Here is a 24973-nt window from a genome sequence, read left to right as displayed (position 1 = left end):
CGGAGACCCTGCCCCATGAGAGTGTGCCCATGAGCGCTCCCGACCTGTTCCGCCTGAGCGCCGCCGAGATGGCGGCGGGCGTGCGCACCCGCCGCTTCCGGGCGCGCGACCTCGTGGCGGCGAGCCTGGAGCGCATCGCGGCGCTGGACGGCGGGCTGAAGTCCTTCATCACCGTGGCCCCCGACGCCGCGCTCGCCGCGGCCGAGGCCGCCGACCGTCGGGTCGAGGCGGGGGCGCCGCTCGGCCCGCTGCACGGCGTGCCGGTGGGCGTCAAGGACCTGACGCTGACGGCGGGGCTGCGCACCACCTACGGCTCCACCCTCTACGCCGACCTGATCCCCGACACCGACGACCTCAGCGTCGCCCGGCTGAAGGCCGCGGGCGCCATCATCGTCGGCAAGACCAACACGCCGGAGTTCGGCTTCGGCGCGATCACCGGCAACGAGCTGTGCGGGCCGACCGCCAACCCCTACGACCTCGACAAGACCAGCGGCGGGTCGAGCGGCGGGAGCGCCGCCGCGGTCGCCGCCGGGCTGGTGCCGCTGGCGCAGGGGACCGACTTCGGCGGCTCGGTGCGCACGCCGGCCAGCTTCTGCGGGGTGGTCGGGCTGCGCCCGACGCCGGGACGCATCCCCAGCCCGGGCCGCGCGCTGGCCTGGGACGGGTTGGCGACGCAGGGCTTCCTCGCCCGCGACGTGGCCGACGCGGCACTGGCGCTGGCCGCCGTCAGCGGGCCGGACCCGCGCGACCCGACCTCCCTTCCCGTCCCGGAATGGACGGTGCCGGATCTCGACGCCCTCGACCCGCTGTCGCTGCGGGTGGCCTGGAGCACGGACCTCGGCTCCGCCCTGGTCGACCTCGGGCTGGCCGAGCGGTTCGAGGCGGTGATGCGCGGGCTGGACGGCCGCTTCGGGGACTTCGTGGAGGCCACGCCCGACTGCCGGGAAGCCAGCGCCGCCTTCGGCACGCTGCGCGCGGCGCACATCTTCCACACCTACGGCCGGACGCTGGAGCAGGACGGCGACCGGCTGAGCCCGTCGGTCGCCTGGAACATCGCGCGGGGCAAGGGGCTGACCGCCGCCGACTATCTGCGGGCGGAGGCCCAGCGCAGCGCCCTCTACCGCCGCTTCGCCGCCTTCTTCCGCGACCACGACATCCTGATGACGCTGAGCGCCAGCGTGCCGCCCTTCCCCAACGCCCAGGGCGACGTGACGGAGATCAACGGCTTCCGCCTGTCCACCATCATCGACTATCTGGCGATCACCTACACGGTGTCGCTGGTCGGCTTCCCCTGCCTGTCGATCCCCTGCGGCTGGACGGCCGACGGTCTGCCCATCGGCCTGCAACTGATCGCCCGCCCCTACGAGGAGGACCGGCTGCTGCGCTGCGCCCGTTTCCTGGAGCGGGATCTGGGGTTCCGCCATCGCTGGCCGAAGGGGCTGTAACGGCGGCCCCCACCCTAACCCTCCCCCGCTTCGCAGGGGAGGGGACGGCCGCCGCTTTGCAAAATCCCCCTCCCCTGCGTCAGCGGGGGAGGGCCGGGGTGGGGGGCATTGACCCTCACGGACGCCCGGACACCGTCCCCGCCGTCCGCAGGCTGAAGGCGTCGTGCAGCGAGGCGGCCAGCGTGCGGGCCACGCAGTCGTAGCCGAAGTCGTTCTGGTGGATGCCGTCCGGACCGACCAGATCGCCCATGGCGGCCTGCCCTGTCTCCACCCACTGGCGCATCACCGCGTAGCGGTGGAACAGGCCAACCCCCTCCTCCGCAGCGACGCGAGCGATGCGCTCCTCCATCTCCCCGTGCCGGGGCTTCGCCAGCATGGCCGGGGCGTATTGCAGGTCCATCAGAACGACGTCCAGTCCGGCGTCCTTCAGCGTCCGCACGCCGTTGCGGATCACCTGCTCCGCCGCGTCGGGATCGTCGCCGCGCAGGACGGTGTTGGCCGCCACCTGCCAGATCACCAGATCGGGCGCCTCGTCCAGAACGTCGCGCCGGAAGCGCTTCAGCATGTCCGGCCCAGTCTCCCCGTTGGCGCCTTTGTTGAGAATGGTCAGGGCGAGACCAGGGTAGCGCGCGCCGAGATGCTCGGCCAGCCGCGCCGGGTAGCTGTGTTCCGCTTTGCTCGCCCCCGCCCCGGCCGTCGAGGAGGAGCCGATGGCGACGATGCGCAGCGGCCCGCCAGCGGCCAGCGCCCGAGCGCTGCGCGGCAGCGGCACGGCGAGGTCGGCGGTCTGCACGGAGACGGCGCAGGCCGCCGCCCGCACCGGATCGGGCGTGGCGGTCAGGCCGGCGAGGAACGGGACGAGGGACAACAGGGCGGCGGAGAGGACGGCGGCCCTCCGGCCACGGGTCCGGGGGCGGGCGTGCCTGTCACGGAGCGGGTCTCCCGGCGCGGTCGATCATGGTGGACACGGTGTCGGCCAGGATGCGGCCGAGGCAGCGGTGGACGAACTGGTAGGCCTGCAGCTTCTCCTCCTTGGAGTCAGGGGCGAAGCCGACACGGCCCTCCTCGAACCAATGCCGCATCATCTCGAAACGGGGGAAATGGACCACGTCGCTGTTCTGCGACATCCACTCCACATAGTCCAGGTAGGGCTGGAAGGTGATGAGCTGGCTCGTCTGCGGGCTGTACTGCATGTCCATCAGGATCACGTCGGCGCCGCGCCCCTGGGCCGCCGCGATGCCGCGGCCCAGCGCCTCCCCGAAGCTGTCGGGCCCGATGTTCCGCATGGCGTCCGCCGTCCCCACCTGCCAGACCAGCAGGGAGGCGGCGGAGGCGGCCAGTTCCCGGTTCAGGATCGGCAGCATCTCCTGCACGGTCGCCCCCGGCGCGCTGCGGACGGTCACGCTGACCTTGCGGTCGGGCAAGCGGGCCGCCAGCTCCTTCTCCAGCAGCGCCGGATAGGCGGTGTCGGGGCGCGAACTCGCCGAGTTCAGCACCAGGATGGGCAGCGCGCCGCCGCGCTTCAGCCGCTCCCAGGCGCGCGGCAGGGCGCCATCCACGGTGTAGACGCTTTCCGGAACGGCGCAGGGGTCGCTGGGCGTCTCCGACGCCGCCTGCGCGACGCCCATGGCGGTGGATGCGGTCAGTCCCGCGAGAACGGCCAGGGTCAAGACGGTCGCGCGCTTCATGCGCTCGGGTCCTTGGCAGAAGCTGTGGCGGCAGGGGCCAGTGGTGCGGCGGTGGCCGCGGGCGGGGCGGACGCCGGTTGGCGGGGCGGCCGTCCCACGGACTGATACCAGGTCAGCACCCGCGCGGCGGCCACCATCACGGCGATTCCGGCGAGTGTGACCGAAAACTGGGCAAAAAGCGAGGCGGACCAGTGGTTCAGAACGGTCTGGCCAGCGAAGGACAGAAAGATGCCCAGGCAGAAGACCTGAAGCGACTGCCGCCCGCACAGGATCACCGGCGCCAGAGCCGGCCAGCGCAGCCAAGCGCTGTCGAACCGCGCGATCTGCAGGACGACGTAGGCCAGCGCGCAGAAATGCGCGAGCCGAAGCAAATCAAGGTCGGTCTTGCTGATCGGGTAGAGGATCTCCGCCAGCCACACCGGCATCAGGGCGGCCATCGGCGCGACCTGCCAGGAGATCACCAGCAGGAGGGAAGCGAACAGATACCCCCCAGCCAGCCACAGCAGCGCGGTCCGCCGCTTCGTCAGCGCCGCCGCCACCTCGGGCAGCCGCTGCATGGTCGCCCCCAGCACGAACAGGAGCTGCCAGGCAAAGGGGTTGAAGAACCAGACGCCGCCGTCCGGGTAGGTCGGCAGGTTCCAGTCCAGGAGGCGCGCCGCCGCGTAGAGCGCGACCGACCCGGCCAGCAGGGCCAGCGGCCAGCGCCTTAGCACCGGCAGAACGACCGGGAGGGACAGCAGCAGCACGATGTAGAGCGGCAGGATATCCAGGTTGGCCGGGCGGAATTTCAGAGCCAGCGCCTGGACCAGCGACACCGCGGGATCGGCGAAGAAGCCGGCGATGCCCATTTCCTCGGTGAACAGCGGGTTGTCGAAGACGCGCGCGGTGTAGGCGACCTGCGCCGTAAAGGCGATGAACAGGAAGAGATAGGCGATGTAGAGCGTCCAGCAGCGGTCCAGGACCTTGGCCGCCGCAAACCGCCAGCCATGCTGGTCGAGGATCCGCGCATAGACCAGCGACGAGGTGTAGCCGGAGATGAACACGAAGACCTCGGTCGCGTCGCTGAGACCGAAGTTGCGCATCGTCACCCAGGCGATCTGGTTGCCCGGAATATGGTCCACGAAGATGAACCAGAGGGCCAGCCCGCGGAAAAAGTCCAACCGAAGATCGCGCTTGCCGCCCGACGCCACCGCCCGACCCCGCCCTTGTTTCGTGTGCGGCGCACCGTGGCACGGTGTTCCGGTCTTGGCAATCGGCTCGGCGGACGGTGAACGGCGATCCCGTGCCGACGCGCGGCGCATCCCTGCCGCTTTGCAGCACCGTGCCGGACGGCCCATCCCGGCCCCGCCGGATGCCTTGTCCGCCAGTTTGGTGCTCGCCCCTCACCGGCCACGGGCTGTTCCGCTTTGCGCCGCTGGCCGCTCAACTCCTGCCGACCGGCCGATCCCGACCTCCGAGATCGCAACGACGCCACGAGCCTCCCTTCAATCGAAGCGCTCATGCGCGTGGATGCAGCGCTCGACCCATTCGACCAGCCGGGCCGGCGTGCAGCTGCGCTCGAAGACGTCCGCGGCTTTGCGCCCGATCGCCTCCAGGGTCGCGTCATCCGCGTTGGCGATCACGGATGTCAGATCCTCATAGCCGTCGGCGCAGGGGAGATAGCAACCGTCCAGATTGGCGTCGAACGGCAGAACCTCCGGCAAGCGTGGCGACACCGTCGCGGCACCGAGGGCCATGTATTGGAGCTGGCCCCGGTCCAGCATGTTGTTGTTCTGCCCGGGCACGCACACGCTGAGCCGGATGTTGGACACGTCGTCCCAGAACGCGGCTTGGGGGAGCTGGTCGTTGGCGAAAGCGTCACCGAAGGCGACACGGAGCTGTGTCATGACCTCAAGGCGCCGCTGAAGCGCATTGCCGTAAGGGCGTTGGCGCATGGTGATCCCAAGGCGGCCCACCGGAGCGTATTTCACACCGGAACGCAGGCGATAAAATTCATCCCAATCATAGAAGGACACCGGAGAAAAAGGAAAAACATTCAGATAGGATTCTCCTGTCTTACAGTGAAACTTGAAGACAGGAAGTTTGCTATCGTACGTCCAAAGACCGGCATCGGAGAAATCAAAGAGAATCCACTGCCCATCGACGTTGCAAAACAACACGGTTTCATTTTCAGAAGATATGTTTGCAAAATCAATGTCCGCGCCAGAATATCGAAATATCTCCAGAATATAGCGAAAATGAATGTCATAATAGCGCTGCCCTTTATTCTCTGGGAACAAGATTTTCATGACGAGCGACCTTAAGATGACAATCAAAGAAGAGAGGCAGGAAAAATCTGCGCAATTCTGTTTCCATAGCAGATTTCACAAAATCCAGCAAGAAAAGCCGGCGGCGACATGGGCGGTCAGAGCGCTGGCGCGCTCTGAATTGGGCGACGCCAATACAGGACGACAGTTGCCAACAAGAACAATCCAATGCCCACCTCTCCCCTCCCCCGCGATGCGTGGCGCACAAGGGAGACCACCTCTCTCGACTGCCTTGCCCCACCCGTGCGCCTCGCCTCTATGCCCACGCTTCGGGCATCATGATCACGGCTGAGGCTGTGACCAAATCTTAGGCATATTTGACGGGCAGATTGCCCAGCTTCGCGCCGCGCCCGAACAGGGCTGTCCGGGCGAACACCAGAGTGTGTGGGGAGCCGGGGCCGGAGCGTCCTTGAGCGCGGCGGAATGGCACGCGGGTTGCTCTTCCCTGTCCTGCGCCGCGCCACCGGGGGGTTCCCGCCGGTGCGCCCCACCAGGATACGCCCCATGGCCGCACTCCACTCCGCCCGTTCGCACCACCCGCCGGTCCCGCAGCCTGCCGCGGAGGAGTCCGCCACGCCGGCGGGCGTCGCGGTGACGCTGGACGGCATCACCCACCGCTTCGGGGCCTCCACCGCCGTGGACAACGTGACGCTGGAGATCAAGGCGGGCGAGCTGGTGGCCCTGTTGGGGCCGTCCGGCTGCGGCAAGACCACGCTGCTGCGCATCCTCGCCGGCTTCCAGGCGCAGACGCTGGGCCGCGTCGTCATCGGCGACCGGGTGGTCGACAGCCTGCCGCCCGCCGGGCGCGGCGTCGGCATCGTGTTCCAGAACTACGCGCTGTTCCCGCACATGACCGTGGCGCAGAACGTCGCCTATGGCTTGGAGGCGCGGGGGGCGGCCCGCGACGCGGTGCGGGCGCGGGTGGAGGCCATGCTCGGCCTGGTGAAGCTGGACGCCATGCGCGACCGCTTCCCCAAGCAGCTCTCCGGCGGACAGCAGCAGCGCGTGGCGCTGGCCCGCGCCCTGGCGATCCAGCCGAGCATCCTGCTGCTCGACGAGCCCTTCGCGGCGCTCGACAAGAACCTGCGGCTGGACATGCAGATCGAGATCAAGCAGCTCCAGCGCCGCTTCGGCATCACCACCATCATGGTCACCCACGACCAGGAGGAGGCGCTGAGCATGGCCGACCGCATCGCCGTGCTGAGCCGCGGCAGGCTGGAGCAATTCGGCACGCCGGAGGACGTCTACGACCGTCCCGGGACCCTGTTCGTCAACGGCTTCGTCGGCAGCGCCAACCAGTTGCGGGGCCGCGTCGTCCGCACCTCCGGAAGCGTCGCCGAAGTGGCGCTGGAGGCCGGGACCATGCTCTCCGCCGTCACGCCCGACGCCGCTTTGACCGCGGGCGACCCCGCCATCCTCTGCGTGCGCCCGGAGAATCTGCGGCTCGCCACCGAGGCGGCGCCCCAGCAGATCGCCGGCACCGTGGACCTCGCCCTGCCGCTCGGCCCCGTGGTCGTGTACGAGGTGCGCACCGCCGACGGCGGGCAGGTGAAGGTGACCGAGCCGCGCGTGGCCGGCGCCGCTCTGCGCGCGCCCGGCACGCCGGTCCGGCTGCAGCCCGTCTCCCCCCAGACCTGCCGCGCCTTCGCCGTTCCCGCGGGCGCCTGATTCCTCCCCTCCCCCTTCTCTCCTCCTCCCCCTGGAGTGCCCGCCGATGACCTTCGACCGCCGCCAGATCCTCGCCGCCGGCCTCACGCTCGGCGCCATGTCCCTGTTCCCCGGCATGAGCTGGGCGCAGGCGCGCAAGCTGGTGTTCGCCACCTTCACCGGAAGCTGGGAGGAAGCCCACCGCGACGTCATCGTCCCGCATTTCCGCAAGGCCACGGGCAACGCCGACATCGCGCTGGACCCGATGCTGTCGGTGGACATGATCGCCAAGGTGTCCGCCGCCAAGGCGAACCCGCCGATCGACGTGATGCTGATGGACCCCGGCCCGCGCCTGTCGGTGATCGGCCAGGATCTGGCCGCCCCCTTCCCCGTCGCGGACAGCAAGAACTACCAGGACCTTCTGCCGGTGGCCCAGCTTCCCGAAGGGCCGGGCATCTTCTTCCAGGCGGTCGGCATCACCTACAACCCGGAGAAGGTCAAGACCCCGCCGACGAGCTGGGACGACCTGTGGAAGCCGGAATACAAGGGCCGCGTCGGCATCACCAACATGAACTCCACGCTCGGCACCGCCTTCATGGTCGAGCTGGCGAAGACCCGCGGCGGCGGCGAGAACGACATCGAGCCGGCCTTCGCCGCGCTGAAGGAGCTTCAGCCGAATCTCGGCGCCGTCGCGCCGAATCCCGGCGCGCTCGCCACCCTGTTCCAGCAGGGCCAGATCGACATCTCCCCGGGCAACTTCAACGCCATCCAGATCCTGCGCGCCCGCGGCGTGCCGGTGGAGTTCGCCAAGCCGAAGACCGGCACCATCGCCTTCCTGACCACCGCCCACATCACCAAGAACTCGCCCAACGCCAAGCTGGCGGCGGCGCTGATCGAATCCGCCATGGCGCCGGAGGTGCAGACCAAGCTGATGCAGGCGCCCTTCTACGTCATTCCGACGAATTCCAAGGTGCAGATGGACGGTGACATCGCCCGCATGATCGCCAAGGACCAGGAGGAGCTGAAGGCGTCCTTCGTGTTCCACGACTGGTCGGTGATCAACCAGAACCGCGCCGGCTGGATCGAGCGGTTCAACAAGGAGATCAAGGTGTAAGGGCGGGAAACGGGCCCCCACCCAACCCTCCCCCTGCGAGAGCGAGGGAGGGCGGGAGGGGGGCCACTGCAACCACTTCCCTCCTCCAAAGAGATCGCGCCCATGACCGCAGCCACCGCCATCACCGCCCCTGGGCTCGCCGGACCCGCGACCGCCGCACGGCCCCGCATCGGGCGGGAATGGACGCTGGCGCTGCCGCTGGCCGCCTTCTTCGCGGTGTTCTTCGTGACGCCGCTGCTCCTGCTGGTCGCCGTCAGCCTCTACGCCGACGCGGAGATGACCCGGTTCGGGCTGGACCAGTACATCCGCTTCTTCGGCGACACCTTCAATCTGGCCGTGCTCGGCAGCACGCTGCTGCTGGGGGTGAAGGTCACGGCGCTGACGCTGCTGTTCGGCTATCCGCTGGCCTGGCTCTACACCCGCAGCGGACCGCGGATGCAATCGGCGCTGATCCTGATCATCATCCTGCCGCTGCTGACCTCCGTCGTGGTGCGCACCTTCGCCTGGATCGTCATCCTCGGGCGGGACGGCATCGTCAACAACCTGCTGCTGTCGCTGGGTCTGGCGGAGACGCCGTTGCGCCTGCTCTACACCGAAGGCGGTCTGGTCGCCGCCCTGGTGCAGGTGCAGATGCCGCTGATGGTGCTGCCGCTGATCACCACCCTGTCGCGTCTGGACCCCAACCTGCTCGACGCCTCGGCGGCGCTGGGCGCCGGGCCGTGGCGGGGCTTCCTCAAGGTGACGCTGCCGCTGAGCCTGCCGGGGATCGTCGCGGGGTGCCTGCTGACCTACGCCGCCGCGGTCACCGCCTTCATCACCCAGTCGCTGGTCGGCGGCGGGCAGATGCTGTTCATGCCGCAATACATCTATCAACAGACGATCACGCTCCACAACTGGCCCTTCGCCGCCGCCATCTCCATCGTCTTCATGGTCTCGGTGCTGGGTGTGGTGATGCTGTTCAATCTGCTGGGCCGCGCCAGCAAGGGGTACGTCCATGCCTGACATGCAGCGCCCGACCCTGGGAAGCGCCTCCTTCGGCCTCGTCATGGGCACGCTCGCCGGCGCGGCGCTGCTGCTGCTGGCGGCGCCGACGCTGGTGGTGCTCGTCACCTCCTTCACCGACGGCTATTCGCTGAAGTTCCCGCCGCCGTCCTACAGCCTGCGCTGGTACGCCTCGCTGATCGACGCGTGGCAGCTCCAGGACGCCGCGCTGGTCAGCCTGAAGCTGGGCGCCGTGGTCACCGCCGTGTCGGCGGTGCTGGGCACCGCCGCCGCGCTGGCCATCGGGCGCAGCCGGCGGGCGTGGGCGCGCGGGCTGGACGCGCTGTTCATGTCGCCGCTGGTCCTGCCGGCGCTGGCCTTCGGCCTCGCCTCGCTGGTGTTCTTCAGCACGGCGGGGGTGGAGCTGTCCTTCCTGACGCTGGCCATCGGTCACATCGTGGTCAGCGTGCCCTACGTCCTGCGCACCACGCTGGCGAGCCTCGCCCAGCTCGACCCCGCGCTCCTGGAAAGCTCCGAGAGCCTGGGGGCCGGGCGCCTCTACACCTTCCGCCGGGTGACGCTGCCGACCATCCGCAACGGCATCGGCGCCGGCGCCTTCATCGCCTTCATGTCGAGCTTCGACAACATCCCGGTGTCGCTGTTCATGGCCGACGCCCGCAACGAGGTGCTGCCCATCCGCATGTGGCAGATCCTGGAGAACAGTCTGGACGTCCGCGCCGCGGCGGTGTCCGGCGTGCTGATCGCCGTCACCGTCCTGGCGATGGTGGTGATGGAGCGCGTCGCCGGCCTGTCGCGCCAGCTCCGCTGAGCCCAAGGCCCGAAACTTACGCGCCCCGGAACAGGGAATAGCCCCAGGGGGTGAATTTCAGCGGCAGATGGTAGTGCTGCGCCACGTCGGTGACGGTGAAGCGGAACGGCGCCTCCTCCAGGAAGGCCGGTTCCGCCGCCCCCACGCCTTGCGCGCGCAGCCAGGGGCCGATGTGGAACACCGCCTCGTAGACGCCGGCCGTCACGCCCGCGCCGCCGACCACCGGATGGTCAAGCGCACCATTGGCACACAAACGGCTTTCCGCTAGCCTGTCCCGCTGTCCGTCCCGCAAAGCATAGAGTTCCACCCGCATCCCCTCGGCGGGCACCCCGCGCGCCACATCCACCGCATGCAACGAAATCCCGCCGGCCATCGGCCCGTCCCTTTCCTTGTGGAGTCCCCATGAACGTCTGGTTGCTGCCTCTGATCGCCATGGCGGCGGTTCAGGCGTTCGTCGGGCTGTGTCTCTTCGCGATTCCGGTGATCGCGCCGCAGGCGGCGCCCGACCTGGGGGTCGATCCGGGGCTTCTCGGGCTTTATACCGCGGTCGTCTTCACCGCCGCCATCCCCGCGTCGCTGGGGGCGGGCGGGCTGATCGCGCGCTGGGGGGCGATCCGCACCTGCCAGGCCTGCCTGCTCGCCGCCGCCGGGGCGGCGCTGCTGTCGGCCAGCGCCCTTCCCGTCGCCTTCCTGCTGGGGGCGCTGGCGCTGGGCTTCGCCTTCGGGCCGGAAACGCCGGCCAGCACGCAACTGCTGTCCCGGCTGACCCCGCCGGAGAAGCGGCCGCTGGTCTTCTCGCTGCGCCAGACCGGCAACCAGTTCGGCGGCATGGCCGCCGGATTCGCCGTGCCGCTGCTGGTCCTGTCCTTCGGCTGGCAGGCGAGCCTGATGGTGGTGGCGGGCGCCACCGCCGTGCTGGCGCTCGCCCTGGAGCCGCTGGCCCGCCGCCACGACGGCGACGACCGCGCCGCTCCCCGCCCCGCCGGCCGCGGCACGCTGAAGCGCGCGCTCGACTTGGTCGCCGGGGAGCCGGCGCTGCGCCGGCTGGCCATGGCGGTCTGCGCCTTCTCCGCCATGCAGCTCTGCCTGAACGGCTTCCTGGTCAGCTTCGCGGTGACCGGCCTGGACTGGAGCCTGCCGCTGGCCGGGACGGCGCTGGCGGTGGCGCAGGGCGCCGGGCTGGTGGGGCGCGTCGGCTGGGGCCTCGTCGCGACGCGCTGGGCCCCGCCCCGCGTCATCCTCGCCGGGCTGGGCGTCGCCATGAGCGTCGCCGCCGCCCTCGTCGCCATCGCCACCCCCGGCTGGCCGGTGCCCGCCTTTCTGGCCGTCTGCGCCGCCTTCGGCCTGTCGGCGAGCGGCTGGAACGGCCTGTTCGTCTCCGAGGTCGCCCGTCTCGCCCCGCCGGGCCGGGCGGGCGAGGCGACGGGGGGCATGCTCGCCATCGCCTACGCCGGGCTGGTCGCCGGGCCGGCGCTGTTCAGCCTTCTGGTCGCCGGGGGGTTCGGCTATTCCGCCGGCTATCTGGCCGCCGCCGCCGCCGCGCTGGCCGGCGTCGCGGCGCTGGTCATTCCCCTGCCGCCAGCCCCCACCCCGGACCTTTCCACCGCTGCCGAGGACACCCCATGCGCACGATGAGCGCCCGCCGGATCGCCGAACAGGTCGCCGCCCGCGCGGTCAGCGCCGTCGCGCTCTATGACGATCTGCTGGAGCGGATCGCGGTGGAGAATCCGCGGCTGAACGCCATTGTCCATCTCGACCCGGAGGCCGGACGGGCGGAGGCGCGGGCCGCCGACGCGCGGGCCGCGCGGGGCGAGGCTCTGCCCCTGCTCGGCGTGCCTTTCACGGTGAAGGACAACATCTGGGTGCGCGGCCAGCCGGTCCGCCAGGGATCGCGGCTGTTCGAGGACTTCGTGGCGCCGGAGGACGCGGTGGCGGTGGCCCGGCTGCGCGCCGCGGGCGCCGTCTTCGCGGGAATCACCAACTGCTCCGAATTCGCCTGCAAGGGGGTGACGACCAATCTGCTGCACGGCCCGACCCGGAATCCCTGGGACGTGACGCTGACGCCCGGCGGCTCCTCCGGCGGGGCGGCCAGCGCGGTGGCGGCGGGCTTGGCGCCGCTGGCGCTGTGCACCGACGGCGGCGGCTCGACCCGCCGGCCCGCCGCCCATGTCGGGGTGGTCGGCATGAAGCCGTCGGCCGGGGTCGTCCCCCACCCCATCGGCTTCGCCGAGCCGGTGTTCGGCAACTCGGTGATGGGCCAGATGGCCCGCTCGGTCGCCGACGTGGCGCTGATGCTGGACGTTCTGGCCGGGCCGGACCCGCGCGACCCGCAATCGGTGGTCCTATCCGGTTCCTTCGCCCGTGCCGCCGTCCCCGACCCGGCGGGCCTGCGAGTCGCCTACAGCCGGCGGCTGGGGCTGGACGCCCCGGTCGATCCCGACGTCGCCGCCTGCGTGGAGCGCGCCGTCCACCGCCTCGCCGACGCCGGGGCCATCGTCGAGGAAGCCGACCCGGTCTGGCCCGCCGGGGCCGGGGAAAGCGGCCTGATGCCCCTCCAGTTCGCCGGCCTCGCCGCGCTCTACGGCGAGCGCTATCGGGCGACTCCGGACCTGTTCGACCCCGACATCGGGCAGCAGATCGACGCCGGCCTGCGCACCAGCGGCGCGGAGGTCGCCCGCGCCCTGCATCTGCGGGAGGAAGCCTACCGCGCGCTGGCCGCTCTCTTTGCGCGCTACGATCTGCTGGTCTGCCCGACGACTCCGGTCACCGCATGGCCGTTCGACCGGCTCGGCCCCGCCACCATCGACGGGCGTCCGGTGACGCCGCGCGGCCACGCCGTCTTCACGCCGCTGTTCAATCACTGCTACGCCCCGGCCTGCTCGGTCCCCTGCGGGCTGACGGAGAGCGGCGGGCTTCCTGTCGGGCTTCAGATCGCCGGTCCGCGCCTGTCCGATGCGGCGGTGCTGCGGCTGGCCGCCGCGGTGGAGGCCACCTGCGGTTACGCTCCAGCCTTGGTGTGACAGCTTTTCCAAGAAATGGAGGGCCAGAAATCGGGATAGAACGGACTGCCTGTTTTAATCACCATCGTATTCTGGCAATCTTTGCCCGCAGAAGGGTGGAGTAGGGAGATACGGGTGAAGACCAGCGAGCCGGACCAGCGGCCTGGATGGTCGGCGCGTCGGTTGTCGATTCTTTTCCTTGTGGTTGCATTACCGCTAATCGCCTTTGAAGTGTACAACATCCTGGAATTGCGCAAGTCCCGGGAAGCGGAAATCCGCACGGAGTCGATGCAGCTTCTGGATCAGGTCGAATCCGAACAGAAACGCATTGCCGACGACATTGAACACGTTTTGGTTGCCCTTACCGAAATGGGGATCGGGCGGCTGTCCCCAGCGGCCTGCCAGGACACACTTCTTCGGATCAAGGCGAAGTTTCCCCCGTATCTGGCGGTGAGCGTCAGCAACCGGTCTGGGACCATCTGGTGCTCCACCGAACCGCGGGCGCGTGGCCTTTCGGTCGCCGACCGCAGCTATTGGCGGGAGGCACTGACCACGGGGGAGCAGACCAACGGGGCCACCCTGACCTCGCGCACCACGGGACGCCCTTCCATCCCCTTCGCTCTGGCCTACAAGGACGAGAACGGCGTTCCAGCGGGGGTGGTCACGGCGTTTCTCGACACCACTTGGCTGAACCTGTTCCTTCGCGAAAAGAGCCTGCCGGAGGACGCGGAGGTGGTGATCGCCGATCGCTCCGGCATCGTCCTGGCGCACCAGCCCGAAATGCCGGACACCGTCGGCCGACCGCTACACACGCCTTACCAGGCCCTGCTGGACCGGGGCGAGCGGCGTGTGGTCGAGGAATCCGGGCCGGATGGCCGGATGCGGATCACCGCGGTGTCGCCACTGGCCGCGGGCGTCCCCAACCTTTACCTCCATGTCAGCCTGGACAAGGACGAATCCATGCGGCCGGTCAACGCGGCGGCACGGCGCACCCTCATCATCTTTACCGGGCTGTTCCTGTTCGCCGGAGTGACCGCAGGCTGGAGCTTGTGGCGTTTCCTGCGTGCGCATGAACTGGCGCGCAGCAACGCGCTGCGCATGGCGGCGGTGCTCGGCAGCACGGTGGACGGCGTGATCGAGCTGGATCGCGACTGGCGCTTCACCTACCTGAACGACAAGGCGGTTTCCCTGGTCGCCCAGGGCCGCGACCTGCGCGGCCGGTCGCTGTGGGAAGCCTTTCCGGAGCTAGTGGACACGCCGCTGTGGCAGAAGGCGCATCAGGCGATGGCCGAACACATGCCCACGGACGCCGAGTTCCAGGGTGCTCGCACCGGGCGCTGGTTCTGGATGCGGGCCTTTCCCAACGCGGACGGCATGTCGGTCTATCTTCTCGACATCACACGACGGCGCCAGGCCGAGGACGATCTGCGCAAGAGCAAGGACCGGCTGAGCCTCGCCCTGGAGTCGGCGTTGGCCGGCACCTTCGACTGGGATCTGGCCGCCGGCCAGGGGCACTGGTCGGACGAGACCTTCCACATCTTCGGGCTCGATCCCGCCGTGCACGAGGCGACCAGCGCCGTCTGGCGGTCCGTGGTCCATCCCGACGATTTCGACATCGCCACGCTGAAGGCCCAGACGGAAATGCTCGCCGAACGGCGCGCCTACATCCGGCTGGAATACCGCATCGTCCAGCCCGGCGGCGCCATCCGCTGGGTCTCGTCGATCGGACGCGTCAGCTATGGTCCGGACGGCACACCGCTGCAGTTCAGCGGCCTGAACCTCGACATCACCGAGCGCAAGGCGCTGGAGGAGGCGCTGCGCCGCAGCGAGGAGCGGCTGACCATCGCGCTGACCGCGTCGGAGGCCGGCATCTGGGATTTCGACCTGCGCGACCGGACGCTGGCCTGGTCGGACGGCATGTACCGGCTGTACGGCGTCACCCCGGACAGTTTCACGCCCGGCGAGGACAGCTTCTTCGAACTGGTCCACCCGGCGGACCGGGACACGGTGCGCCGGTTCACGAAGGACGTGCTGGAGGCCCGGCGCTCCGATTACCGCGGGGAGTTCCGCATTCTTCATCCGCGCGACGGGGTGCGTTGGATCATGGCGATCGGGCGCCCCGTCTACGACAATGGGCGTCTGGTGCGGCTCAGCGGATTGAACATCGACATCACCGGGCGCAAGGCGATGGAGGAGGCCCTGCGCGAGGCCAAGGCCAAGGCCGACGAGGCCAACATCTCCAAGTCGAAGTTCCTGGCGGCGGCCAGCCACGACCTGCGCCAGCCGCTGCAATCCGCCCTGCTGTTCGCCGGGGTCCTGCAACGCCACGTCGATCCCGACAAGGGCCGCGGCCCGCTGGCCTCGCTGGAACGCGCGCTGGAGACGTTGAAGAACCTTCTCGACAGCCTGCTGGACGTGTCGCGCCTGGACGCCGGTGTCATCACCCCGCAAATCGGTACGGTGCCCCTGCGCCCGATGCTGGAGGAGATCGAGGCGGCCTACGCTCCCATCGCGGCGAGCAAGGGGCTGGAATTCGCCGTCGTCCAACCCGCCCCGGATCTGGCGGTGCGCAGCGATCGGCTGCTGCTTGGCCGGATGCTCCGCAATCTGGTGGAGAACGCCATCCGCTACACCGAGGCGGGCTATGTCCGGGTGTCCTGCGAAGCAACCAACGGCAACGTCCGCATCACCGTGCAGGACAGCGGAATCGGCATCTCGGCGGAACAGCAGACCAAGGTCTTCGAGGAGTTCCATCAGGTCGGCAACCCGGAGCGCGACCGCAACCAGGGGCTCGGCCTGGGCTTGGCCATCGTGCAGAGGCTGTCCCGGCTGCTGAACCACCCGGTGACGGTCCGCTCCGAACCGGCCCACGGCTCGGTCTTTTCCATCGAGGCGCCGCGTGCCGCCGCTCCGGCCGTTACCCCTCCGTCTCCCGAAGCCGAAGCCGCTCCGTCCGGCGACGGGCGGCTGGCCGTCCTGGTCGAAGACGACGTGATCGTCCTGTTGGGCCTGCGGACGATCTTCCAGGAATGGGGGTACGAGGTGGTGGTGGCCGGCTCCGCGGAGCAGGCGCTGGACCGGCTGCGCGGACTGAGCCGCCGCCCGGACCTGATCATTGCCGATTATCGGTTGCGCAACGGGCGGATCGGCACCGAAGCCATCGTGCAGATCCGTTCCCTGGTTGGATCCCCGGTTCCGGCCATCATCCTGACCGGCGAGATCGGCACCGACTGCGACCACGACGCGACGGCGCTCGGGCTCGCCGTGGTGCGCAAGCCGATCACGCCGCGCCAACTGCAGAGCGCCGTCCAGGATCTTCTGAACCACAACCCGTTGAGCCAGACCGGGGACTGAGCGCCCACCGGGACCGGGGAACGGCGGACAAAAAGCGGACCAACCTTGACGGGGCAGTGGCGCTGCCCCATATTGTGCACTGCAACATAACGATAAGCCCTTTCCCCAGGGGGAGACGCCTTCTCAATCCTTTGAGGAGGTCCCTTATGAACACGCCTTCGCACTTCGCTTCCGCCCTTCCCTCCCAACGCGACATGCAGCTCATCCGCCGCAAGGCCGCGCGGCTGCGCGCCGACCATCTCCGGTCCCTGCTGGGCCGGCTGGCCGCGTTTCTGAAAGGGCGCAACGCCGACCTCGATCCGCGCCGGCTGGGTGGCGGCCGGGCCGTCGGCTGACGACGGACGGCCCTGATTTTTCCCTGACACAGCGGCAGTAACGCCCCGCCACGCTCGGCAGACCCGTCCGCGGGCGCTCGGCGGCGGGGTGGCCCGGCGGCGGTTCGCGACAGCGGCGCCGTGAGGGCCGGTTGTTCTTTGGTTGGAGTTTTTGATATGCAGAAACGAGCGGTCGCCCTGGGCGGCTTCGGTGGGTTCAACCTGCACGGCGCGGGCGTGCTGACGGCGCTCGACCGCCTGGACCGGATGCCCGACCTGTTCACGGTGACCTCCGGACAGATCGTCGTGCTGGCCGCCTGGCTGCGCGGCGAGGACGTGCGCCGCCTGCTTCTCGAACACACGGGGGCGTCCGGCGGGCTGCTCCAGGCTTGGCAGACCGCCCTGTTCGGGCACAAGGGCGTGTTCCGCCCGGTGCTGGGCGAGCATGCGCGGCGCTGGCTGGATGTCCCGCTGTCGCCCTCGGCGGTGCTGGAGCGGCTGATGCCGGCCCGCCAGTACGCCCCGGTGCGCGACCGCGACACCGTCGCCGAGATCGCCCGCACCCTCAACGAGGCCGAGGTCGGCGTCGTCTTCAACACCTATGATTTCCGCTCCGGCAATGGGCTGCTGCACGGCAACGCCGCCGCCCGGCGCCTGATGGCCGGGGAGGTCGGGCTTGAGGACATCACCGCCGACGCGGTGGAAAGCGCCCTCTGGCTCTATCTCTACGGCTTCGAGGAGGCCCCCGGCGGGCTGATCGACGGCGCCTATCACCGCAGCATCATCCTGTCGGAACTGCACGGCTTCGACGAGGTGACGGTGGCCGCGCCCTTCCCCGTCTCCTGGATCGGGCCGGTGCCGCGCAACCAGCTGGAGGTGGAGAACTGGAAGATCCGCCAGTGGTTCGCCAACTCCTACAAGGCGGAGGTGGCGCGGCTGCGCCGGGTGATCGAGCTGATGGAGCGCGGCACGCTCAACGACCCGGCCTACCGCATCCGCTCCCTGACCGAGCTGCCGCTGCGCCGCCATTACGGCTACTTCGACTATTTCACCGAGAAGCCGGAGGTGTTCGACGACGCGCTCGCCCAGGCGCTCGACCATTTCGGCGGCGGCCCGGCGCACGAGCAGCGGCGCGCCGGCTGATCGGCCGACAGACGGCCCGGCGGCTCAGGCCGCGCGGGCCTCCACCAGCTTCACGCAGTCGCCCATCACGAAGCGGCTGTCCACCGCCCCCATGCCGGCCTGCGGCAGGTGGGTCTCGTAGCCGGCGGTGTAGCGGGCGCCGAAGGCGAAGCTCAGCCAGGGCGACACCACGCGCATCCACAGCCGGGCCGCCGCGCGCTCCGACTGGGTGTAGTCGAGGATGCGCAGCGTCCCCTCCGGCTTGAGGATGCGCCGCATCTCACGCAGCACCGGCACCTGAAGCTCCTCGGGAAGGACGCAGAAGACGAAGGTCGCCACCACATGGTCGAAATGGCCGTCGGGAAAGCCGGTGGCGGCCAGATCCAGCACCTGGAACTCCACCGCCCGCCCCAGCCGGTCCGCCCGCTTGGCGGCGCGGGCCAGCATGGACGGGCTGGCGTCCACCGCGGTCACGCGGGCGCCGGCGGGATAGAAGGGGATGTTGCAGCCGGTGCCCGCCCCGGCGTCCAGAATGCGCCCGGACAAGCCGCGGAACGTGCCCCGGCGCAGGCGCCGCTTCCACATCACCTCGTAACCGAGATCCAGCGCGTCGTAGAGCGGGGCGATGCGTTCATAGGTGCGCACATAGCCGCTCTGAATGGTTGGGCCGGTCTGCATGGTTGGAGACTCCCCCGAAGCCGCCCGTGCGCGCCCGTGAGGGCGGAGGGCCGGAAGTGCGTTTCGCCTGTTCTTCCTTTCATAGCAGGCGAATGTGACGGATCATCGCGCCTGGGGTCCAAGCCCGACAAACGGCCCGACAAATGGAATGGAGATGGCATGGATGCGCTGAACCCGGCGGCGGAGGCCCGCCGTCAGGCCGGACTGGAAATCCAGGCGCTGGCCGAGGATTTCGAACAGAGCGACGAGGCCGCCTTCCTGCGGATGCGCATCGTCGGCGGGGTGGTGGCGGGTGTGGTGACGCTGGTCCTGCTGGTGCTGCTGACCGCCGGGGCGGACTGGCGCTATCTGTTCGGCTTCTGGGTGGTGATCGTCGGCTTCATCGGGATCGGCTACGCCGTGTCCGTCTACCGCCAGCGGCAGCAGACCGCGCGGCTGCGCGCCCTGGCGACCCGCTGGCTGACCGGCGGAACCGTCCCGCCAGTCTGAGGAGGCCCTTGAGGAAAGAGCCGGGTCAGGAGGCGCGCGAGCCGCGGCGCTTGCGGCGGCGCTGGAAACTCTGGATGCGCTCGATCACTTCACCCATGTCCGCCGCCTCCTCCACCTCGCCGAGATGCAGGAGGACGCGGATGTAGGTGTCGATCAGGCCAAGGACGGCCTCCTCGTCGGTCACGCCGTAGGCCGCCTGGCCCAGGGCGTCGACGATCAGGGTCCCGCTGTCGGCCAGCGCCTCGGCCACCTCGTTAATGGCGCGATCGAGGGCGGTGTCGTCCCCCTCCGGCGCTTCCAGCACCGGGTCGAGGATGTCGGGAAAGGAAAGCCGGTCGGCGGGATAGCCAGCCATGGGCAACTCTCCAAGAAAAAACAGGGCCGTGAGCCGGCCCCTGGTGCGCGCGAACGGAGGGTGGGTTTCCCCCTTCTGGTGATTCGTGGCCCGATGAACGTTGGCGGTGAGGAGGGATGGCCGCGTCAGGCGGCCATCGACTCCACGGCGTCGGCCAGGGGGGCGGCCAGGGCGTCCGCGTCCTCCGCGACGGGCAGGCCCGTCCAGGGGATCAGGTCCCGCCCGGTGTTGGCGAGGCGCTTGGCCTCCATATGGCCGATCACCGCGGTGCCTTCCCGGGCGATCCGCAGGATGTCGCCGTCCTCCGGAACCAGCGCCCGTTCCACCCCGCAGGCGCGGGCGAGGCGGGCGTGGGCCTCCAGATGCTCGATGGTGCCGTGCACCGGCACGGAGAAGCGCGGACGGATCAGGTCGTACATGCGGATCAGGTCGTCCCGCTTGGGGTGGCCCGACACATGCACCGGCGCATCGGCCGGGGTCACCACCGTCACGCCCTTGGCCTTCAGATGGTCCTGCACGTCGGCCAGCACCACCTCGTTGCCGGGGATGGCGCGGGCGGAGAAGATCACCGTGTCGCCGCTCTCCAGCCACAGGTCGCGGTGGCCGTCGCGGGCGAGACGGCTGAGCGCCGCCCGCTCCTCGCCCTGGCTGCCGGTGCACAGGAACACGAGGTTCCGGCGCGGCGTCCAGGAGGCCTCCATGATGGAGATGAACTCCGGCGCCTTCTCCAGATAGCCGCTGGCGCGGGCCGCCTTCTCCATGCGCAGCATCGACCGGCCGACCAGCACCACCTTGCGGTCGTGGGCCGCCGCGGCCTCCGCCACCGCCTGCATGCGGGCGACGTTGGACGCGAAGCCGGTCACCGCGATGGCGCCCTTGCGCCCGGCGAAGGCCTCGATCAGGCCGGCGCGGGCGTCCGCCTCCGACCCCGTGGTGCCGTCGACGTTGGCGTTGGTGCTGTCGCACATCATCGCCAGCACGCCGCGGTCGCCCAGCCGCTTCAGCGCGTCCAGGTCCATGGTCGGACCGACCAGCGGGTGCGGGTCGAACTTCCAGTCGCCGGTGTGCAGGACCGTGCCGGCCTTGGTGTGGATCGCCACCGACACCGGCTCGGGGATCGAGTGGGTGACGGTGATGGTCTCGATGCCGAAGGGGCCGATCTCGAAGGAGGCGCCCGGCTCGAACACCCGGATGCGGGCGTGGCGCAGGCCGCCGGTCTCCTTCAGCCGGTCACGGATGACGTGGGCGGCGAAGGGGGTCGCGTAGATCGGGCATTCCAGCCCCGGCCAAAGATGATGGATGGCGCCGATGTGGTCTTCGTGGGCGTGGGTGACGACCAGCCCGACCACCTCGTCCATCCGCTCCTCGATGAAGGAGGGATCGGCCATCAGGCTGTCGATGCCCGGCGCCTCATCGCCCATGAAGGCGACGCCGGCGTCCACGATCAGCCATTTTCCGGCATGGCCGTAGAGCGCCATGTTCATGCCGATGCGCGAGCAGCCGCCGAGCGGGATGAACAGGATTTCGTCGTGTCCCGGCACCGGGCCGGGAACCGGCGCGCCCGGCGGACGGGTCGCCTTTGGGCGCTCGTAGGGCTTGGGGTTCTGGTTCTTCTGGAAACGCGGGCCGCCGGACTTGCCGCTGCGCACATCGCCAACAATCGTGTTCGGGCGGTTGCCGCCAAAATTCGAGTTCGGGCGGTTGCCGCCCTTGGGCGCCGCGCGGCGGCGCTTGTTATCAAACGTCATTCGTCCTTCTGCTTTACAACATCTCAGCCGGCATTCAACGCTGCCGGACGGGCGTGCATCGCGTGTCGATGCGGATCTCGGGGGTCTCCCCGGCCATCAGCGGCGCCAGGACCATGGGGATGGGTCGAGGCAGCCAGCCGGAACGGCCAGGGAGAGCGGTGTTCGAGCCAGTAATCCAGATGACGACGCCGGTCAACCGCTGAATCACGACCCGCAAAGGGGTTTGCCGGTCGGTCACCCGAAGGTTACGGGCATCCGCCGACGATGTTGCACATATGTTTCCTTGGCCGCGTCGTTCAAGGGGCTGTTCGCGCCTTGGTCCCCGCGCGCTCCGCGCGGTGTGGCGGCGGAGGGCGAAAAGGCTGGAATCGCAGGCGGTTGCGGGCTTTCGAAAGCGTTTCGGTTGGCTGGCCTGTGCGAAGCGCATGGCAAAGCCCCCCGCGGTCCGCGATCCTTCGCCCCCTCCCCTGTTGTTTGCGGACGCCCGGCGAACGGGCACTGTCAAAATGGGGAGCATCCCATGTCCGATTATGAATCCAGGTGGAGGAACGACCAGGGCGCCCGCCGCGATGATGACCGGTGGGAGCGTGACCGCGGGCGCGGCGAGAGCCGCGAGTGGAGCGCCGGTTCGTACCAGAACCGCGGCCGTGACGAGTTCGGTCAATCGAATTGGGGCCAATCCGGTTCGGGCCAATCCGGCCGTTCCGGCATGATGGGCGGCGGTGGCCGCCAGCCCGGCTACGGCTACGAGGGTCAGGGCCGCGAAGGCTTCGACTACGGGCGGGACTATTGGCGTCAGCAGGAAGGCCGGGGTGATTACGGCCAGGGTTCTTATGGCCAAGGCTCCTATGGCCAAGGCTCCGGCGGTCGCGATTATGGCCCCGACTACGGGTCCCGCGGTTCCTTCGGCCAGGGCCAGAGCGACTGGCGCTCCCGCGACGACCGCCGGAATTACGAAGACCGCGGCGACTATGGTCAGGACTTCGGCTACCGTGGCGGCTTTGGCCGGTCCGATTATGGGCGGTCCGATTATGGCCGGTCCGACTACGGCAGCGGGGCCTATGGCGGCCGCGACTACGGCAGCCGCGACTATGGCAACCGCGACTACGGCGGCATGGACTACGGGTCCCGGGGCACCGGGAACCGCGACTACAGCAGCCGCGATTATGGCAACCGCGACTATGGCCGGATGGGCTACGGCGGCGGAAGCGGCCGCAACGAGGAGCGCGGCTTCTTCGAGCGGGCGGGCGACGAGATGGCCTCCTGGTTCGGCGACGAGGACGCGGCCCGCCGCCGCCGCATGGACGCCCGCAACGACGATCCCGGCGCGCAGCACCATCGGGGCCGCGGGCCGCGCGGCTACACCCGCTCCGACGACCGCATCCGCGAGGATGTGAACGACCGCCTGACCGACGATCCCTACATCGACGCGTCGGAGATCGACGTGACCGTCAGCAATTGCGAGGTCACGCTGAGCGGCACGGTGGACGACCGCCGGACCAAGCGCCGCGCCGAGGACATGGCCGAAACCATCTCCGGCGTCCGCCACGTGCAGAACAACCTGCGCGTCCGTGAGCGGACCTCCGGCGGCACCGGCACCACCGCCGGGGCGTCGGCCATGGCCGGGCTCGGCACCACCGGGACTTCCGGCAGCGGCATGGGCAGCACCGGCCTGGGCGGTTCCGGGATGAGCGGGTCCACGACGGGCACGTCGGGAACCTCCAGCACCTCCGGGACCGGCATGTCCGGCACCAGCGGCACAGGGATGAGCGGGAGTTCCGGGAGCACGGACACCAGCCGCAGCAGCACGTCCAGCAGCACCACGGGCAGCAGCACCACGGGCAGCAACATCCGCTGACCATGAGCAACGCGCCCCTCCCGCCTTCACCGGCGGGAGGGGCTTTTGCTGCCCGCCGTCAGTCCCCGTCCTGGCGCTGCTCCGCGGGCTTCTCCGCCCGGGTCAGGTTGAAGGCGGTGTTGATCAGCGCGATGTGGGAGAAGGCCTGCGGGAAGTTGCCGACCAGACGCTCCGCCTTTGTGTCGTACTCCTCCGACAGCAGGCCCAGGTCGTTGCGCAGGGCGAGCAGCCTGTTGAACAGCGCCTCGGCCTCGGCCTGACGCCCCTGGAGCACGTAGACGTCGGCCAGCCAGAAGGAGCAGGCGAGGAACACCCCCTCCCCGTCGGGCAGCCCGTCGTCGGTCCTCTCGGTCCGGTAACGCAAGACAAGCCCGTCCTGAAGCAGCTCCGTCTCGATGGCGGCGACCGTTCCCTGGATGCGCGGATCGTCCACCGGCAGGAAACCGACCATCGGCAGCATCAGCAGCGCCGCGTCGACGTGGCTGGCCCCGTAATGCTGGACGAAGCTGTTCCGTTCCTTCGAATAGCCATGGGCGCAGACATCCTCGAAAATGGCCTGCCGCAGCGCCTTCCAGCGCTCCAGCGGCGCGTCCAGCCCGAACCTCTCCGCGCTTTTCACCATGCGGTCCACGGCGACCCACGCCATCACCTTGGAATGGGTGAAATGCCGCGCGCCGCCGCGCACCTCCCAGATGCCTTCGTCGGGCTGGTCCCACACCGATTCCATGTGGTCGAGCAGGGCGCACTGGACGTGCCAGGCCTCCGGCCGGATCTCGATGCCGCGCATCCGCGCCTGGTGCGCCGCGTCCATCATCTCGCCATAGACATCGAGCTGGAGCTGGGGGGCCGCGGCGTTGCCGACGCGGACCGGGCTGGCGCCCTCGTAGCCCGGCAGCCAGGGCACCTCCCATTCCAGCAGGCGTCGCTCCCCGGCGATGCCATACATGATCTGGATCTGCTGCGGACTGCCCGCGATGGTGCGCATGCCCCAGTCGCGCCAGTCCCGCGCCTCCTGCAGATAGCCGGCGTTCATCAGCGCCAGCAGGGTCAGGGTGGCGTCGCGCAGCCAGCAGTAGCGGTAGTCCCAGTTCCGCACCCCACCGAGTTGTTCGGGCAAGGAGGTCGTCGGCGCCGCCACGATGCCGCCGGTCGGGCGGTAGGTCAGGGCCTTCAGCGTGACCAGCGAGCGCACCACCGCGTCCCGCCAGAGGCCGCTGTAGGTGCAACGCCCGCTCCATTCCGCCCAGAAACGTTCGGTCTCCGTCAGCGCCACTTCGGCATCGACCGGCGGCGGCGGCGGCAGGTGCGAGGGGGAATGGATCATCACGAAGCTGAGGCTCTCACCCTCCGCCACGGTGAAATCGGCGACGGTGCTCAAATCCTCGCCGTGGATCGGGGCGCTGGTGTGCAGGACGACCATGTCCGGCCCGGCGATGGCGCGCAGGGTGTGCGGGCCGATCCGCGTCACCCACGGCACGACGTGCCCGTAGCCGAAGCGCAGCGTCAGGTCCATCCGCATGGCGACGCGCCCCCGCCGTCCCCGCAGGATGCGCACGACGTCCGACGCCTCGCCGCGCGGGGGCATGAAATCGATCATGGTGACGGCGCCCTCCGCCGTCTCGAACTCCGTTTCCAGGATCAGGCTGTCGCCGCGGTAGCGCCGGGTCGTGCGGGCGTCGGGATCGCTCGGGCGCAGCAGCCAGCGCCCGTTCTCGGGCGTGCCCAGGAGTGCCGCGAAGCAGGCGTCGGAATCGAAGCGCGGCCAGCACAGCCAGTCGATGGAACCTTCGGCGGACAGCAGGGCTGCGGTCTCGCAGTCTCCCAGAAGGGCGTAATCCTCGATGCGGGAGGCCATGGCACGCTCTCGAACGATTGGGGGTGTGCCCCTGGGCAACGGCCCGTGAACGCTCCGGTTCCCTCCGGTCGGGGCCCCGAGCCGACGAAGGTCGATCGTCCGGTTTGACGATTCTGGCCGCCGGACCCGCGTGTTAGCGTTTTCGCCCATCACCGGAGGCCCCTCGCCGGAGAACGACCCATCGAGGCCAC

General features: G+C 69.6%; 21 protein-coding genes. 12 read left to right on the top strand and 9 right to left on the bottom strand.

Annotation, left to right across the window (positions count from 1 at the left end; translation table 11 throughout):
* Positions 1 to 29 precede the first annotated feature (29 nt).
* A complete protein-coding gene (locus D3869_RS23155; RefSeq protein ID WP_137142178.1) occupies positions 30 to 1445 on the top strand; it encodes an amidase in 1416 nt (471 codons plus the stop codon).
* Between the two features lie 115 nt (positions 1446 to 1560).
* On the opposite strand, the gene D3869_RS23150 is transcribed toward D3869_RS23155, so the two are convergent.
* From D3869_RS23150 to D3869_RS23135, 4 genes are all read right to left on the bottom strand, one after another.
* Positions 1561 to 2313: an SGNH/GDSL hydrolase family protein gene (locus D3869_RS23150; protein ID WP_247895992.1), complete on the bottom strand. Its 753-nt coding sequence runs from the start codon at positions 2311 to 2313 to the stop codon at positions 1561 to 1563.
* 58 nt (positions 2314 to 2371) lie between these two features.
* On the bottom strand, positions 2372 to 3133 hold the full coding sequence (locus D3869_RS23145; RefSeq protein ID WP_137142177.1) for an SGNH/GDSL hydrolase family protein: 762 nt from the start codon (positions 3131 to 3133) through the stop codon (positions 2372 to 2374).
* Entirely contained in the window at positions 3130 to 4293 is a 1164-nt protein-coding gene (locus tag D3869_RS23140; RefSeq protein ID WP_247895991.1) for an OpgC family protein, read from the bottom strand. The genes D3869_RS23145 and D3869_RS23140 overlap by 4 nt, the downstream gene beginning before the upstream one ends.
* Before the next feature lie 324 nt (positions 4294 to 4617).
* Positions 4618 to 5421 (bottom strand): hypothetical protein, encoded by an 804-nt coding sequence (locus D3869_RS23135; RefSeq protein WP_137142175.1) that lies wholly within the window; start codon positions 5419 to 5421, stop codon positions 4618 to 4620.
* A gap of 522 nt (positions 5422 to 5943) precedes the next feature.
* Between D3869_RS23135 and D3869_RS23130 the strand changes: the two genes are divergently transcribed.
* From D3869_RS23130 to D3869_RS23115, 4 genes are all read left to right on the top strand, one after another.
* Entirely contained in the window at positions 5944 to 7107 is a 1164-nt protein-coding gene (locus tag D3869_RS23130; RefSeq protein WP_137142174.1) for an ABC transporter ATP-binding protein, read from the top strand.
* Between the two features lie 46 nt (positions 7108 to 7153).
* The gene (locus tag D3869_RS23125; protein ID WP_137142173.1) at positions 7154 to 8200 is read left to right on the top strand and encodes an ABC transporter substrate-binding protein; all 1047 of its coding nucleotides are present in this window, start codon (positions 7154 to 7156) and stop codon (positions 8198 to 8200) included.
* 102 nt (positions 8201 to 8302) lie between these two features.
* Entirely contained in the window at positions 8303 to 9202 is a 900-nt protein-coding gene (locus tag D3869_RS23120; protein ID WP_137142172.1) for an ABC transporter permease, read from the top strand.
* Positions 9195 to 10010, top strand: coding sequence for an ABC transporter permease (locus D3869_RS23115; RefSeq protein WP_175426582.1), 816 nt, complete (start codon positions 9195 to 9197; stop codon positions 10008 to 10010). The genes D3869_RS23120 and D3869_RS23115 overlap by 8 nt, the downstream gene beginning before the upstream one ends.
* 16 nt (positions 10011 to 10026) lie before the next feature.
* Here D3869_RS23115 and D3869_RS23110 read toward each other — a convergent pair whose 3' ends face one another.
* Entirely contained in the window at positions 10027 to 10383 is a 357-nt protein-coding gene (locus tag D3869_RS23110) for a hydroxyisourate hydrolase (protein WP_137142171.1), read from the bottom strand.
* A gap of 29 nt (positions 10384 to 10412) precedes the next feature.
* On the opposite strand from D3869_RS23110, the gene D3869_RS23105 reads away from it, so the two are divergent.
* The 5 genes from D3869_RS23105 (at position 10413) to D3869_RS23085 (ending at position 17820) form a co-directional block, all read left to right on the top strand.
* Positions 10413 to 11645, top strand: coding sequence for an MFS transporter (locus D3869_RS23105; RefSeq protein ID WP_137142170.1), 1233 nt, complete (start codon positions 10413 to 10415; stop codon positions 11643 to 11645).
* Positions 11633 to 13030 (top strand): amidase, encoded by a 1398-nt coding sequence (locus tag D3869_RS23100; RefSeq protein WP_137142169.1) that lies wholly within the window; start codon positions 11633 to 11635, stop codon positions 13028 to 13030. The genes D3869_RS23105 and D3869_RS23100 overlap by 13 nt, the downstream gene beginning before the upstream one ends.
* Before the next feature lie 429 nt (positions 13031 to 13459).
* Entirely contained in the window at positions 13460 to 16363 is a 2904-nt protein-coding gene (locus D3869_RS23095) for a hybrid sensor histidine kinase/response regulator (protein ID WP_175426581.1), read from the top strand.
* A 146-nt stretch (positions 16364 to 16509) separates the two neighbouring features.
* Positions 16510 to 16698 (top strand): hypothetical protein, encoded by a 189-nt coding sequence (locus tag D3869_RS23090; RefSeq protein ID WP_137142167.1) that lies wholly within the window; start codon positions 16510 to 16512, stop codon positions 16696 to 16698.
* A 156-nt stretch (positions 16699 to 16854) separates the two neighbouring features.
* Positions 16855 to 17820, top strand: a complete 966-nt coding sequence (locus tag D3869_RS23085; protein ID WP_137142166.1) for a hypothetical protein — start codon at positions 16855 to 16857, stop codon at positions 17818 to 17820.
* A 24-nt stretch (positions 17821 to 17844) separates the two neighbouring features.
* Here the strand turns inward: D3869_RS23085 and D3869_RS23080 are convergent, their stop codons facing one another.
* Complete coding sequence (locus D3869_RS23080; protein WP_137142165.1) at positions 17845 to 18477, bottom strand: class I SAM-dependent methyltransferase; 633 nt, start codon at positions 18475 to 18477, stop codon at positions 17845 to 17847.
* A 159-nt stretch (positions 18478 to 18636) separates the two neighbouring features.
* Between D3869_RS23080 and D3869_RS23075 the strand changes: the two genes are divergently transcribed.
* Positions 18637 to 18966 carry a hypothetical protein gene (locus D3869_RS23075; RefSeq protein WP_137142164.1) on the top strand — a complete coding sequence of 110 codons (330 nt, stop codon included), beginning with the start codon at positions 18637 to 18639 and terminating at the stop codon, positions 18964 to 18966.
* 25 nt (positions 18967 to 18991) lie between these two features.
* Here D3869_RS23075 and D3869_RS23070 read toward each other — a convergent pair whose 3' ends face one another.
* Together D3869_RS23070 and D3869_RS23065 are read right to left on the bottom strand one after the other, a co-directional pair.
* The gene (locus D3869_RS23070; protein WP_040136188.1) at positions 18992 to 19321 is read right to left on the bottom strand and encodes a hypothetical protein; all 330 of its coding nucleotides are present in this window, start codon (positions 19319 to 19321) and stop codon (positions 18992 to 18994) included.
* A 125-nt stretch (positions 19322 to 19446) separates the two neighbouring features.
* A complete protein-coding gene (locus D3869_RS23065; RefSeq protein ID WP_247895990.1) occupies positions 19447 to 21069 on the bottom strand; it encodes a ribonuclease J in 1623 nt (540 codons plus the stop codon).
* 520 nt (positions 21070 to 21589) lie between these two features.
* Between D3869_RS23065 and D3869_RS23060 the strand changes: the two genes are divergently transcribed.
* Positions 21590 to 22927, top strand: a complete 1338-nt coding sequence (locus tag D3869_RS23060; RefSeq protein WP_137142163.1) for a BON domain-containing protein — start codon at positions 21590 to 21592, stop codon at positions 22925 to 22927.
* Positions 22928 to 22985: 58 nt separating this feature from the next.
* Here D3869_RS23060 and D3869_RS23055 read toward each other — a convergent pair whose 3' ends face one another.
* A complete protein-coding gene (locus D3869_RS23055; protein ID WP_137142162.1) occupies positions 22986 to 24782 on the bottom strand; it encodes a glycoside hydrolase family 15 protein in 1797 nt (598 codons plus the stop codon).
* Between the last annotated feature and the right edge of the window lie 191 nt (positions 24783 to 24973).

The sequence above is a fragment of the Azospirillum brasilense genome (assembly GCF_005222205.1).
Taxonomy (GTDB): Bacteria; Pseudomonadota; Alphaproteobacteria; order Azospirillales; family Azospirillaceae; genus Azospirillum; species Azospirillum brasilense_G.
Note: the sequence above shows the minus strand (reverse complement) of the source record. Positions and strands in the feature narration are given on the sequence as shown.